Here is a 14,867-nt window from a genome sequence, read left to right on the forward strand (position 1 = left end):
TCTCATGAACAAGCCTGCCTTTGGTCGACCTGCCTGCGGCAGGCGGGCCACACGGAATCATGCGGCAGCGATCAGATGCCCTGCCAAGCCGGCTTGTGGGAATAGGAGTAACGGTAGTAGTCCTTGTGCGCAAGCTTCGAAGCAGCCGCCTCATCCACGATGATGGTCGCATGCGGGTGCAATTGCAACGCTGAAGCCGGGCAGAATGCGCTGATGCCGCCTTCGCAGGTCTCTTTGATGGCCTCGGCCTTGCCTTCACCGAATGCAAGAAGCACAAGCTGACGTGCCTTCATGATGGTGCCGATGCCCTGCGTGATGCAGTGCGTGGGAACCTGGTCGATATCGCCGTCAAAGAAACGAGCGTTGTCGATGCGGGTCTGCTCCGCAAGCGTCTTGATACGGGTGCCGCTTTGCAGCGAGGAACCAGGCTCATTGAAACCGATGTGCCCGTCGGTGCCGATTCCGAGAATCTGAACGTCCACCCCACCGGCGGCTTCGATGGCCGCATCATATTCACGCCCAGCGTCCTTGATGGTCTCAAGGTTGCCATTGGGCACGCGCACCTTGTCAGGATCGAGTCCAAGCGGCTCAACGACCGTGCGGGTGATGGTGCTGCGATACGACTGTGGATGTGCCGGGTCAAGACCAGCGTACTCGTCAAGCGCAAAACCACGGACCCGGCTTACGTCGAGATTTCGTGCCTTGACCTCCTTGGCCAGCTGCCGGTAAGCGGCCAGTGGGCTTGAACCAGTGGCCAGACCAAGCACGGCATCCGGTTTGCGTTCAATCAGGTCCGCGACGCACTTAGCGTAAATCTCGCCAGCCTCGTCTTCGCTGTTGGTGATGATGATCTCTGCCATGTTGTTTTCTCCTTGCTCACACATGTCGTCGGTAAAGCCGCACACCGACGTGGAGCCATTTAACCACGTCGCTTTCGAGGCTTCCCTGCATTGTATACTATACTAACAAATAGGGATATCATGATACGATCCACCCAATGTCGTCTCGACCGTCGGAACCGGGCGGTTTCCCACCATCAGAAATTCATCAAACAACCGTCAAGCACCGCCGCGCAGGCACCCATCAAGTTGGCATCCCCACCCAGTGCAGAACGATGGACGACGATATTCCGCCGGAACTCCATCGCCAGATCCTTGTTGACCTGCTTTTCAACCGCTTCAAGGAATGTACCATTCACCACCCGCGAATCACCCAACACCATGATCTTCGGAAGATCGACAAGCCCCAAGGCCACGGAGAGCGCATCACCCAAATACGCCCCGGCCTGCCGCAAAATGTTCGACCGTTCCCCGGGTTCTCGTTCGATCCGAGCCAGCAGATCAGCCATCGACACCACAGTCTCCAAACAACCGCGCTTGCCGCACCGGCACAGTTTGCCCTCAGGTTCAACCACCACGTGCCCGATTTCACCTGCGGCCATGTTGGAGCCCCGGACGAGCCCTCCGGAAAGAATGAGCCCAATGCCGATTCCACGAGACATCTGTATAAGCATCATGTCCTGGTCGCGTTCACCGAATCGCAGTTCCGCCACGGCCTCGATATTGGCATCGTTGTCCACAAAAACCGGTGCACCTGACCGTTGTGTCAGGAAGTCATGAAGCTGGACATGCCACCAACCGATGTTGGTCGCACGCATCACCATCCCATCGGATGACACGATGCCGGGGCTGGAAACGCCCACCCCGAGCAACGGCGAATCGGCCACGGCCGTAAGATCATCACACAACTGGCCGACAAGGTCCAGCGGCACCTCACGACAATCCGGAACCGCCACTTCGCTACGTCGCAGAATATGTCCAGCCAGATCCATCACCGCCCCGCCGAGCACATATGGTTGGGAAAGGTCGATTGCAATGACCGCACGGCTCCGTTCGTCGATCTTGACCAGCCTGCCGCGCTTGCCGGGTCCTTTGGCATCGCTCAAAGGACCCTCCACAACGAATCCCTCATCAATGAGCTCCGCGACAATGTCGGAAATGATGACACGGGTCAGCCCCGTGGCTCGAGCCAGATCGGCACGCGTCATCCTGCGATCCGGATAAAGCAACCGTAAAACGACCGCTTTATTATGGCTTCTTGCCTGGGTGGGCAACGCCTTGACCATCGTCGTATCGGATGCCGCCATGAAGTGGGTTCCCTCCTGCTTGCGAATCGGTGAGGACAACTACCGAATCACAGCCCACTGTGCTCTTCAGAGCGCCTGTACAAAAGCTGAGCGAGCGCAGACACACATGATTCCGTGTCATTCGTACATATATTATTATATGAATAATATGCCAACGCGTACGATGAAGCGAACTTGACCAGCGAACGTACTCGCCACAGCGAAGAGCGATTCAAAGCACCGTTACGGACTGATGTCACCTCGGAACGTCCTCGACCGCCAGCGCCGCGCCGAGAGCGCCGATCGGCTCCCCTTTGGACACAAGCCGCAGCCGCGAGACGAGATCCAGCATGCGTAGGAAATGGCTGTGCTCCTCACGCCTGTGCAATTCGGCCTCCACTACGTCCATGAAGGGCCGTCCGGTTTTCGTCATGCCGCCACCGAGAATTATATATTGCGGATCATAGCTCTGCGCGACGATTTGGATGGTGTCCGCTATGGCCGAGACCACGAGGTCAAGGATCTCCCGTGCATGCGCGTCGCCACCTCGCGCCGCCTGAAGTAAATCAGGCATCGGCGGGTATGCCTGCGGCCAGAGCCGGGAGACGGCCCCACCCGATGCCACCGTCTCCAAACAGCCTTTTTGTCCACAAGAGCACTGTAATCGCAGGCTGTTGACCGGCAAATGCCCGATCTCGCCGAACGCTCCACTGAAACCATGCTCGATACGCCCTTGACGCAAGACACCGGCGGCAAGGCCGGTGCCAAAATTGACGAAGACGACAGTATCCGGAATCCGGGCCACCGTGTCATCGGAGGCGAGCAGCATTTTTGCGGCACCAAGGGCGGCGGCATTGACGTCGTTTTCGACAAACACGGGCACGCCGTCCAACAGATCAGCAAGTTCAGGGCCCAGAGGCAGCGAGATGATGTCGAGATTGACGACATCGCTGACGACGCCATGTTTGGTATCCACGCTACCGGGAATCCCGACGCCCACCCCATCCAAACGTCGCACCTTGGCGTCATCGGCCAATGCACGGACGACGCCGACGATGTCCTCAATTACCTTCTGACCGCCGCGCCTGGCCCCTACAGAATGCCGGGCAAGCATATGTCCTTGAGCGTCAACCAGCACGCCTTCAATGCTCGTGCCCCCTACATCGACGCCAACCTTATACTCCGACAAAGGCATCCTTCATCCTTTCCAGAGGAAGTGCAATGCAATGCAAACCCCTTATTCGTTTCCACCCGTCGTTCATAGCGACGGGTCATCCTCCCTCAAAAGATCAGCGCAACGCCATATCACGGACAAGACCCGTCCGAGTTCGGACTGCTGGCTGACGCTTCGCCAAGCATCGGCGTAGGCCTCGCCCCACCGCTCAAGTTCCCCCGCAAGCTCAGCGCATTCATTTGTGCCGATGCCACCCTGCACTGCCCCTGTCTTGAGAGCCATCGCAGCACCGAAACGGTTGAGTAGAAGCTGGCCCTCAAGAGCGATCGCCAACGTCCGCATGAAGCCGGAGCGGTCACCCCTGGCCGCGGCAAGCGCGGATTGGCAACACATACCGGCCTGCTTTAATCTCTTTTGGCATTCATCAACGTTCGACAGACGTTCGGATTTACCGGCGAGCATCAGTTTTCTGGCTTGGAACACACTGAGCGCGTCACCGGTCATCCCAGCATGACCACTATTATTGGTTCGTACGATATCGAACACTTCACGGTTCAACCCGCCATGACCATCATCGAGCTCAACATACTGCACCGCTTCATCCCAGCCAAAAGCCCGGCAACGCGATGCATCCGCCACGGCCGTGACGAACCCACCGGTCTCGTCGCCGAAAACCACATGCGAAATCATACGGTCCATCTCGTCCCGTTCCACAGGAACACTCGGGTGCCACCCGGCTTGGGCTCCATAAGCCAACCCGATCATGGCCATCCGCGGATCATTGACATGACCGTAGTCCCCCCAATCGGTGACCATGAAGCCGGCCGCACCATATTTGATGCCGACCCGGGCCAGACGAGTTATGTTATTCCACGCATCGTCGACCCTCGGCAGAAGCGAGTTCCAACACCAGACCGCCGCACACACATACTGCCGCAGACCCGCGTCGGCCAGCAGCCTGACCTCCTCCTCACCCACTTCGGGCGAGTAAAGCCAGTTGAGCAGCATGGCGTCCTTCGGAAGAGAGGGCAGCATCCGAGGCATTTTGATCGCGATGTCGGCCCAAAGCATCGGCCGACGACCCTGCTCGGCCAGGTGGTTGCACAGTCTGGTGACGTAGTCCGCATACATTTGGGCTACGCCATGCTCCTTCGCATACCCGGCCGAACGCCCTTTGCCAAGATCGAAGGTCTCGTCGGCCCCGATGTTGAATTGCTTCGATCGGAACAACCCCATATACGAATCCATCAACGAGGTCGAGAATTCGAAGGCCTTCGGATCGGTGACGTTCAGCGTGTGGTGGAGCTGCCGCTCGATGAAGCTGAACATGCGGTCCGCATCCTGTGGAAACTCGCCCATATCGCGCAGCCCACGAGTACGAAGCTCCTGGTAAAGATGGCCGAACGTGGACACCGATGGCACCAATTCGATGCCGCGCTCGGCGCAGTACGAATCCAGCTCCACGATCTGCTGGGACCTAAGCGCGTCGACGCCACGCCAGGTCTCACTGAGCCCGTCGAAGCGGAAGCTGTGCTCAATATACAGCTGCAACTGGTTGTACTGATAGAGGCACAGTTCGTCGACCCAATGTTTAAGCCATGCCATGGTAGGCACGCGACCACGAGTGACGTCAAGGTAATAGCTGCGGACCTTGTATTCCGGTTTGTTGCCGATCAAGACGACAGGCAACACCGGGCCGCATTGTCTGATGATCTGACGGAGCGCCTGCGCCCCGTTCCTGATCCCCTCCGAATCGCCGCCTCTGACGCTTATTCCTGTCTGGGCGATACCGAGCCGATAAGCCTGAGCCCCCAAGGAGCCATCGATTTCGATCCTGATGAACGACCGCCAGCACTGCCCTTTCGCAACATCCCAGCGAATGCCTGTGACACGCTCGATGTCATCCGCCAGCTGAGCGCCAAACAGACAACCAGGATCGCATTCGACGTCTCGTTCCACGATGGTGCCGGCGTAGGGCAAATGCATGGCCGCCCCCGAGAATTCAGCGGTTGAAGGAGCCGGGATAAGGTCGAAATGACGCTTTTGCGCACCTATTGAGTATTGCAAATAAGTTCCTTTCAAAAACTCCAAAATGGGATGCAACGACGTTTCACAACAGATTCAGCCGTCGACGCAGCACCGTCGCCACGGCCCCCAGCAAAGCCGTATCGCCTTGGAAACGCGAGTCCCTCACCTTCACCACGTCGATGAAACGGGAATGAACCAAATCATTGATGCACCGCTCGGTCGCCTGCCGAAAAGAAGAATCAACGAGGTTCTCAGGACCTGAGACCACCACGTCGGTAACGCCAGTCATGGCCACCACCATTGCCAAAGCATTGCCAAGCACATGACCTGCATGAGTGATGATTTCGCAGCGTTTTTCCGGATGCTCGCTCATTTGCCGTTCAAGAGACGGCACCGCGATCAACGTCTCAAGGCATCCACGCTTGCCGCACAGACAGGGCAACCCTTCCGGATCGACAACCACATGCCCGATCTCGCCCGCCGTGTTATCCACGCCATGCACCACCTGGTCAGCAACCAGCAGACCAGCGCCAACCCCTTTGGCAATTTGCACATACATCATGCTTGGTGAACCATTCGCGAAACACCGTTCCGCGAACACCGCGCAATCGGCATCATTGGCGACGGATACGCCACAACCGAAATGCCGTTCGAGAAGCCCGACGATGTCCACGTTCTTCCACCCCAGATTCGGCGCATCCAAGACGACGCCATGTTCATCGACAAAACCGGGCGTGGCAACGCCTATGCCCAGCAACGGCGAACGATTGCTCTCCACAAGCACGCGGCACAACCCAATGACCTGATCGATCGAAAGCCCCCTGCCGGAAGGCAGCTCACGGCGTTCCCTGCACAAAATTCTGCCATCCAGATCGACGACCGCCCCCACGATCTCGTTCGTCTCCGAAAGATCGACTGCAATCACCGAAGCGGCCGATGGGTTGAACTCAAGCATCAGGGCAGGCTTACCGGGCCGCGCAGAGCTCTTATATCCGCCCTCTGTCAGGTAGCCCTCATCCATCAGGTCCGCTACAACATCCGAAGTGGAGACCTTCGACAAGCCGGTGATGGAAGCCAGCTCGGAACGGGAACGTTTTCGCCCTGAGTACATCGCCCTCAGGACAGCCGTACGATTACGGATTCTCACATCCGTGGGCGATGCAGCGGAAAGAAGATCGTTCGTGGTGCGATCGATGCGCCGCCCTCCCTTATCGAACCACCGCAACTTATCATCGACCACGCCTCACTCCTCCGCCCATCGACACCATTGAGCAATTCCCTTGTCGCACAACCTATACGCTTCACACAAGACCGGACACGGCTACTTTACCGCGCCAGCGGTCGAGCCCTTGGCGATATTGCGCTGCACGATCATGAAGAAAACGACCACGGGCAAGGAGAACAGCACGGAAGCTGCCATCTGCCCGCCGAAGTCCGTACCCGCAGGAGTCGTGAAGCTCGAAAGCCAGACGGGAAGCGTATACTTCGCCTGATCCCGCATGAAGGTGTATGCCGTGAGGTAATCGTTCCAGGCCGTGATGAAGGCGAACACCGAAGTCGAAACCACACCGGGCGCCACCAACGGGAAAGTGATCTTCCGGAGAATCTGCCACTCGCTGGCTCCCTCGACCCTTGCCGATTCGAAGATATCGACAGGTATGGCGAGGAAGAAGCCGCGCATGTTCCAAATCGAGAACGGCAGCACCATGGCGATATAGGCAAGAATAAGACCGATATACCGATTGAGCAGTCCCATCTGGTTGAACACGATGAACTGGGGAATCAACAATGCGGTGCCCGGCAGCATCTGCATCGCCAGAATCAGCACCATGATGACCCTACGGCCGCGGAAACGGTACAGCGTAAGGGCGGCGCACGCAAGGAACGCCAAGAATACCGAGATGATGATGGCCGAGAACGTGACGATCACCGAGTTCTCCAAGTTTTGCAGGAAGCTGGTCTGCATGATCGCAGAATAAAAATTGACCAACGACCAGTGCTTGGGAATGAACGCCGGCGTAGTGGTCATAATCTCGTTGCGTGGCTTGAACGCGGTGACAGTCATCCAGTAGACCGGAAAAATCCACACGACGCAGAATATCAAGGCGATGACATTGGTGCCACATCGACGCCAACCGAAACGCCTGTGGGCGCCGGTCATTGCCGCACCTGACTTCACATGCGCCCGCGACACGACATTCATGGTCTCGCTCATAGATCCTCCCCCGATTTCAAAAGATTGCGCACGTACACGCCGGTCAACGCCATGAGAATAATGACGGTAATCACCGATATGGCGGCGCCTTGGGCAATATCGAAGTTCACGAAGGCCTTCTTGTAAGTGAACACGCCGATTGTCGACGTGGTGCCATTGGGGCCGCCTTGGGACACCAGCCAGATTTGGTTGAACACATTGAAGTCCCAGATAATCGAAAGCATGGCAATCACCATGATGCTCGGTTTGATGAGCGGAACGACAATCTGCCAATATGTACGGATATGACCCGCTCCATCGATTTGCGCAGCCTCAAGACAGGACTGATCCAGCTGGGTGGTGGCGGCGTACAACGTGATGGCGATATATGGCACAGCCTGCCAAATCACCAGCATCCAAATGCATAAGAAAGCAAGGGTCGTGTTATTCGACCAGGCCACGTTAAGCATGTTGCCAAAGACGTGCAGTTTGGTAAGCATCCAATTGACGATGCCATAGCCGGGCTGGAACAGCCACTTCCAAACCACCGAGGAAGCAACGTTGGGCATAGCCCAGGCAAAGATGAGCACGAAAGTGACTATATAGCGCATCACCGTGCCCAGCTTGGTCATCATCTGGGCTACAGCCATGCCGATGAGGAGGCTGCCTATCACCAGAGCCGCAGTGAATATGAACGTACGCAACAACGCCTTCCAGAACTCGATGTCCTTAAGTGCTACGACATATTGCGCGAATCCTTTGAACTTGAATGTCCCGGTGAAAAGCGAGGCCTGATTGAAATCGGTGAAAGACGTAACAATCAGGAACAGAATAGGCACAAGCACCAAAGCCAGAAGAATGACACCCGTAGGGGTCAACAGCATCGCCGCGAAACGCCCTTGGGAAAGTTTTTTGTTCGGTCTGCCCGCATCCAGCCGTCGAGGGGGTGCCTTGACATTCGATGGCCGTTGGCTTGGAGTCCGCATATCAACCTCTTTTACGATACAATCATCATGATGTCCAAACGGTGAAAACGCTCTCGAAAACGCTTCCACCGGTTTTGTGGCGCAGCGGCCATTGGTGAACCGTCGCGCCACGACCACGTACTTTTCGGTTTTCAGTCCGTCACTTCTTGTTCAGCACCTGTTCAACGTGCTGATCGAAGGTCTTGGCCGCATTTTCAACGGACGTATTGCCCGTGGCGATGCCCTCGACAAGCTCGTTGATGGACTTGTCGCCCTCGATGGTCGCCCACTGCGGCGAGGCCGGGGTGGACTTGGAGATCTTGGCGGCCTCGAAGAAGCCCGTGTTTACCTGCTTGAAATCACTGGACTTCATGGCCTTGTCAAGTCCCTGAACGGAGTTAGGCAGCCAACCGTCATGCCCGAAGACCCACTTCTGCTGAATCTCCTCACTGGAAGCGATCTTAAGCCATTTGACCGCCAGATCCTGATGCTGGCTCTTGACGGCCACCGCCCAATCGGAACCAGCGACCAAGCTCGGCTGGTTCTTGCCGAGGCGACCAGGAAGCGCAAATGTGCCCAGATCGTCATCGGTGATACTGGAATCGATTTTCTTGATTTGTGGAATCGCGGAGCTGTTGCCCAAGTAAGCGGCAGCCTTGCCTTGCGCCAGGAACTGATCCTGGACGGGGTCAACCTCCGTCGCGGTCTGAGAAGCCTTGTTCGAGTATTTGTTCTGGAAATCCTTCCAGGCCTTGAGCCCTTCAATGGACTTTTCACTCGAAGTCGTGCCCTTCCAGGTGTCCCCGTCTTTCTTGGCCAAATCACCACCTGCGTCCCAAACGAACTGCAATGCGGAGTACCAATACTGACCGGGCAGATAGAACGGAATAAAGTCGGGGTCGGAAGCGTGTTTGGTCGCGATGGTGTCGAGATCGGCGGTGAACTCGTCCCAGGTAGTCGGCGCCTTTTCGATTCCTGCATCCTTCCAGATTTTCTTGCTGTAGATAACGGCACGGGCGGCGCCGAATGCAGGTACACCATAAAGCTTGCCATCCACGGTCGCCGGCTCCTCAAGGCCACTGAGCCATTTACTGCCGCCATGCAGCTCACTGGCATGGCTCGTCAGGTCCATCAGGCCGCCACTGCTTGCGAAGCCCATGACCTGGGTGTTGCCCATATCAATCACGTCTGGCGGAGTTGCGGTCGAGAGTGCGGTGGTTACCTTAGTTGTGATATTGTTCCACTGCTGCGTCTGAACTTTGACCTTCGCTCCGGTCCGCTTGGTAAATTCCTTATTGATGGCGTCCAACGTCTCATTGGTGTAGTCGCCTTGCATCGCCCAAACCGTTAGCGTCTGATCCTTGGCATCTTCGACGGACTTGCTACCGGACGCTCCGCCACAAGCCCCAAGCAGCATGGCGACCGACAACGAAACGGCGGCAGACGCCAAAATCTTTTTCTTCATAGCCCACTCCTTCGAGGGTTTCATCACATCAAATCAATGAACGCGTATCGTCCAATACGCCAACGAGGAAAAATCGGAACCTTGATTCTTCCCGGGCTTCCGGCAGTAACGAAAAGACATTAAATACATCTAAATATTTAGTTTACTTTCCTTACTTATAGAAGCTACGACCAGTATATCAATTTTCCTTGTAACCGCAAGTCGCTCGATACTGTACTTTCGCCGGACAGTGAAATCCGGTATGCAAAACACGGGAAGCCGTCGCCACTTCTTGTGATTTTATCCGGACAGTTCACAAATCCACTCCTCAGACGATTATCCGATAACGGTCGAACCGACGACCTCAGACACACCAAAGACACGAAGTCACCTGAAAATGGTAGCCTAAAACGGTTAAGTAGCAGGACGTTCTGCGCGGCTACCCCGTTTAGCGGTCGTGGGAAGATTGGTGGCAGGAAGGGCTGCGAAACCAACGTTCTATATGAAGGGGGGACGGTGTCATGACGAATCCAAAGTATATGTTGGGCTCATTGTCAAACCGCGTGTTCATGGGGGCCGAGACATATGAACTGTTGGAGTTCGGCAAAGGCTTCCCGGCCGCGCAAGGCGGCTCCGGCTGGCTCGATGACGAAGGACGCATAGATCTGTCGCACGGTGTGCAGACGTGGATCACCGGGCGAATGACCCATGTCTATTCGATCGGCGCGATGCTGGGCTGGCCAGGCGCCGACAAGCTTGCGGATGCAGGGCTCAAGGGACTTACCGGGATTCTGCACGATGAGTCGAACGGCGGCTGGTATCCATCGATTCAGGCCGACGGCTCGCCGGAGCCCGGAAAAGTGTGCTACGCGCACGCCTTCGTCATTCTGGGGGCCTCTTCGGCGCTGCTCGCTAAACGTCCAGGGGCCAAAGAACTGTTGGATGAGGTGCTTGCAATCCACGACCGATATTTCTGGGATGACCAGACAGGCCTGGCCGTTGACACCTGGGACACCACTTTCAGCACCCTTGACGATTATCGCGGCATCAACGCCAACATGCACACCACCGAGGCGTTCCTCGCCGTGGCTGACGCCACCGGAAACAATACATATCGAGAACGTGCCGGACGCATCATCGACCACGTCGTCCAATGGGCCAGAGGTAACCACTGGCGCATTCCCGAACACTTCGGCCCGGACTGGTCAATCGATCTTGAATACAACGCCGACAAGAAGGACGACCAATTCAAACCATACGGTGCAACCCCGGGGCACGGCATCGAGTGGGCCAGACTCATCGTCCAGTGGGCGCTGAGTTCATTCGCCAACAAAGAGGGCACGTTACCCTATATCCACGCCGCAGAGCATCTGTTCAACCAGGCGGTGGCCGACGGTTGGAACAGGAACGGCACTTTGGGCATGGCCTACACCGTTGATTGGAACGGCGAGCCGGTGGTCACCGATCGCATGCACTGGACGTTGGCCGAAGCCCTCAACACCAGCGCCACGCTCTACAAGGTCACAGGCAAGGAGGAATACCGCGAGCGGTATGCCGAGTTCGCCCAATACGTCGACGAACACCTGATTGACCACGACGGCGGTTCATGGTTCCACCAGCTCGACCAGGACAACAAGGTCATCGGCACCGTCTGGCCGGGCAAGTCGGACGTCTACCATGCCTTCCAATCCACGCTCGTGCCGTTCCTCGACCCTGCGGTCTCGATTGCCACCGCCGTCAGGAACGCGCAGTAAGGTCGCCGTTCAACAAACAACAGCAACAAACATGCATTATTGTGCGGCTTCAGGGCATAAGACACCGGGTCACATAAAAGCGGCGCAATAATGCGTGTTTCGATTCGCGGCATCACTGCGATATGCCGCTCGAACCAGCCGTGCTTTCACGGACAACAAGACTCGGTTGAAGGATGCGCCTAGAACCGGAAACCGACTCCCCCATAAGACGCTTGATCAACAGATTCGCCACACGCTTGCCGTACTCGCCGGGATCACGGTGAACGGCGGTAATCGACGGATAGGTGGCAGTGCACACGAAGCTGTCCTCGAAGCTGACGATAGCAGGCAGATTCTTCGGGAAAGGACTGCCCGGCATACTGCGCAGATTGTCCGGGGCCTGTTCGGACACGCTCAATCGCTCCAAGGCACGTAGACTAGCAGCCGCCATCGTCTCGTTCTCATAGATGAACGCATCAGGGGCAAACCCGCCGTTCATCATCGAGCAGGTCTGCGTGGCGGCGGACTGTGAGTCGAAGTTGGTGTAACACACCGCAGAAAACTCCAACGCATACTTGGTGGCCAGCTCATTGAAGGCAGCCACACGCATCTTACTGTAGTCGAGGTCGCGGTCACCGGAGAAATAGACGATGCGGGTGCGTCCCACATCCAACAGGTGTCGCAGAATCCTGTCCATTGTGCCCGAGTCGTCGATCGACAGAGACGGCACCAGGTCATTCGGATCCGGCCCACCTGCCAACACCGCCGGAATCCCCAATTCATCGAGCAGCCGAGGTCTTGGATCCTCAGTGCGCAAATCGACCAGAACCACGCCATCGACCCTTTTACGTCGGCTCCAATCCCTATAGATATTCAGTTCCTCTTGTAGAGATTGGGCTGGACGGTAAAGAATGCCGTAACCTTTACGACTCAGCGAGTCATGCAGGCCGGCCATGAAATGCAGCATGAAGGACTCGGTCTGCAGGTTACCGCCCGAACGCGAAGGCATGAACCCCACGGTCATGGTGCGCGACGAGCTCAGGGCCTGCGCGGCATAGACCGGGCTCCAGCCCATGCGCTTGGCGGTCTGCTTGACCTTGTTTTTCGTTTCCTCGGAAACTCCCGGTTTGTCATTGATTGCAAAAGAAACAGCTGTCTGTGAAAGACCAAGTTCCTCGGCCACATCCTTGAGACTGACACGATGGTGCGCCGGCACACCAGCTCCTTCCCCTGATACGTCTTTTCTAACTCGCACTGCGGCAACCTGCCCTTCGACTTCAAGTTCCACCGGCATCAGAAGGAACCATGGCATTGTGAATCGGGAACAATTCAGACCTCTGTAGAACCAGTATATTGGACACTCTCGGCAAAGCGCTTTAGTCTGTGCAAACACACCCTCTTTCATATTCATGGAAAGCACACTGGACACAGCCCTCCTTATAAGTAAGGCGACGCCCAAACCGCTAGGCGTCACCTTGGAACAACGGTATGTAATCCTCCAGTCATCGACTCATGCGTCTTCGCAACATGAGCAACGTCCCAGATCCAGATATCAACCCGGCAACAGCCGCAAACAACCCAACCACGGAAACACCCGTCTTTGCCAAGCCTTGTCCTTGATTCTTCGAGGTCGAAGCAGTGGCAGGGTCATGAGCATTAAGCGATGTGCACAACGTCGTACCCGGTTGTTTGGCGTCCTTTACCGGTGCGGGAGCATATGGCTTTAACGCTTTAGTCAGTGCATCACTCCACTGAGCGACCTGAACCTGCGCATAGCTCTTGGCAGCAATCCCCTGAGCCGCTGAATCCCTTGCAACCCGCAGCGCTGCAAATTCTTCACTGCTCGTTTTGACAGTTGCGACATTCAGAATCGAATCTGCCTTGTCCATCAACGTCAATAAGCCGTTCAAATCAACACTTTCCAGTTGGCGTTCTAGTGTTGGATCGTAGATCTTGCTATATCCGCCGGTGTAATCGGGCCCCAGCAACGCCTTGTTAGCCTCGTAGATATTGGTCGCAGACGAGACCGCATCACCGACCGACTTCGGCGCAGGACTGCTATATGACATTCTCAACAAATAGTGGTTTGCCGCTGCTTTTGACTTGGCAAGGCTCATGCCTTGGCTCTGCGCAACGGCAGTTTTGGTCCACAACATCGTCGAAGGCAAGATATGGTTCAAATCCGGGTCACCATACGTACGCCCGTCACGATCAGGAGCATACAGGAACATACCACCTAGACCATGATCTCTGACATATGAGGACACAGAATTGATATGACTGCTCGTATAAGGTTCCACGGCATCATACCAACGATTATTCTTGTCCTGTTCCTCGGGGAACGTCAGACCAGGAACGAACCGGTCCCTACCGATCAGATCCTGATAGTCGTTCAATGCCGAAGCCGTACGCGCCGCGTCGTCACCATATTGCTGATAGGCCACGTAGTCGAAACAGTCACTGACGTTGCGTAAAGGACGAAGGTCGCTTCCGTTGGTGTCATATAATAGCATTGTGCCATTGTTCGCTTTGGGGCCGACCAACGTCGAAAGCGCTTTGATCACGCCATCGGAGAGCTTGATCTGCTCGGTGGTGGGACGAGTCTCCATGTCAATATCCAGACCATCGAGTCCCCACGCATCCATCAGCTCGCTTTTCAGCTGCTTGGCATAGTCGAGATATTCGGTCTCGGTGGGTTCGGCACTGGCATGAGGAACACGCAACAGTTTTCCATAGTCGAAACCTCGCACCAGCTTGACACCACGGGCATGTAGGTTTGGGGCGTAGTCACTTTTCAGCTTGTCAAAGAACGGCTGGGCCTGAGCGTCCTGACCACAGGGCACATAGCTGAACACATTGACGACATCGACTCCGTAGGGGATGTCATTCATCGTGATCCAGTTGTCATCGGTCAACGAGGTGTTCACTCCTTTCATGGTTTTGTCGCGCCAGGCACGGTAATATACCATGAAATGTCGCTTCTGGGTAGCAGTTTGCTGCTGCTCGGACAAGGCGGATGGTTCCGACTGGCCAATGGCGCCAGCGGCCGGCGCAAACACCAGCATGGTCGCAGCGATCACGGCAATCGCCACAGCCGAACATAATGGTCGCAGTCTCTCGGAAACGTCGATATGCAAGTTCCTATTCATCATTGTATTATCCCGTCTTGATTATCGTCATCCCATTGAATAACGAATATAAACG

General features: G+C 56.2%; 11 protein-coding genes. 1 reads left to right on the forward strand and 10 read right to left on the reverse strand.

Annotation, left to right across the window (positions count from 1 at the left end; all coding sequences use genetic code 11):
• Positions 1-71: 71 nt before the first annotated feature.
• From nagB to BBOH_RS02130, 8 genes are all read right to left on the reverse strand, one after another.
• Positions 72-860 carry a glucosamine-6-phosphate deaminase gene (nagB, locus tag BBOH_RS02095; protein WP_033520495.1) on the reverse strand — a complete coding sequence of 263 codons (789 nt, stop codon included), beginning with the start codon at positions 858-860 and terminating at the stop codon, positions 72-74.
• A 176-nt stretch (positions 861-1,036) separates the two neighbouring features.
• Entirely contained in the window at positions 1,037-2,146 is a 1,110-nt protein-coding gene (locus BBOH_RS02100) for an ROK family transcriptional regulator (RefSeq protein ID WP_033520497.1), read from the reverse strand.
• A gap of 235 nt (positions 2,147-2,381) precedes the next feature.
• Positions 2,382-3,320 (reverse strand): ROK family protein, encoded by a 939-nt coding sequence (locus BBOH_RS02105; protein WP_033520499.1) that lies wholly within the window; start codon positions 3,318-3,320, stop codon positions 2,382-2,384.
• Between the two features lie 63 nt (positions 3,321-3,383).
• Entirely contained in the window at positions 3,384-5,366 is a 1,983-nt protein-coding gene (locus BBOH_RS02110) for a family 20 glycosylhydrolase (protein ID WP_033520501.1), read from the reverse strand.
• 43 nt (positions 5,367-5,409) lie between these two features.
• Positions 5,410-6,567, reverse strand: a complete 1,158-nt coding sequence (locus BBOH_RS02115; RefSeq protein ID WP_052118116.1) for an ROK family protein — start codon at positions 6,565-6,567, stop codon at positions 5,410-5,412.
• 81 nt (positions 6,568-6,648) lie between these two features.
• Positions 6,649-7,488 (reverse strand): ABC transporter permease subunit, encoded by an 840-nt coding sequence (locus BBOH_RS02120; RefSeq protein ID WP_033520760.1) that lies wholly within the window; start codon positions 7,486-7,488, stop codon positions 6,649-6,651.
• A gap of 50 nt (positions 7,489-7,538) precedes the next feature.
• Positions 7,539-8,507: a carbohydrate ABC transporter permease gene (locus tag BBOH_RS02125; protein WP_052118129.1), complete on the reverse strand. Its 969-nt coding sequence runs from the start codon at positions 8,505-8,507 to the stop codon at positions 7,539-7,541.
• A gap of 139 nt (positions 8,508-8,646) precedes the next feature.
• The gene (locus tag BBOH_RS02130; protein WP_033520503.1) at positions 8,647-9,951 is read right to left on the reverse strand and encodes a sugar ABC transporter substrate-binding protein; all 1,305 of its coding nucleotides are present in this window, start codon (positions 9,949-9,951) and stop codon (positions 8,647-8,649) included.
• A 500-nt stretch (positions 9,952-10,451) separates the two neighbouring features.
• On the opposite strand from BBOH_RS02130, the gene BBOH_RS02135 reads away from it, so the two are divergent.
• Positions 10,452-11,684, forward strand: a complete 1,233-nt coding sequence (locus BBOH_RS02135; protein ID WP_044098029.1) for an AGE family epimerase/isomerase — start codon at positions 10,452-10,454, stop codon at positions 11,682-11,684.
• Between the two features lie 112 nt (positions 11,685-11,796).
• Here BBOH_RS02135 and BBOH_RS02140 read toward each other — a convergent pair whose 3' ends face one another.
• Positions 11,797-12,879 carry a LacI family DNA-binding transcriptional regulator gene (locus tag BBOH_RS02140; protein ID WP_033520505.1) on the reverse strand — a complete coding sequence of 361 codons (1,083 nt, stop codon included), beginning with the start codon at positions 12,877-12,879 and terminating at the stop codon, positions 11,797-11,799.
• A gap of 286 nt (positions 12,880-13,165) precedes the next feature.
• The gene (locus BBOH_RS02145) at positions 13,166-14,815 is read right to left on the reverse strand and encodes an endo-beta-N-acetylglucosaminidase (RefSeq protein WP_052118117.1); all 1,650 of its coding nucleotides are present in this window, start codon (positions 14,813-14,815) and stop codon (positions 13,166-13,168) included.
• Between the last annotated feature and the right edge of the window lie 52 nt (positions 14,816-14,867).

Source organism: Bifidobacterium bohemicum DSM 22767 (assembly GCF_000741525.1).
Classification (GTDB): domain Bacteria; phylum Actinomycetota; class Actinomycetes; order Actinomycetales; family Bifidobacteriaceae; genus Bifidobacterium; species Bifidobacterium bohemicum.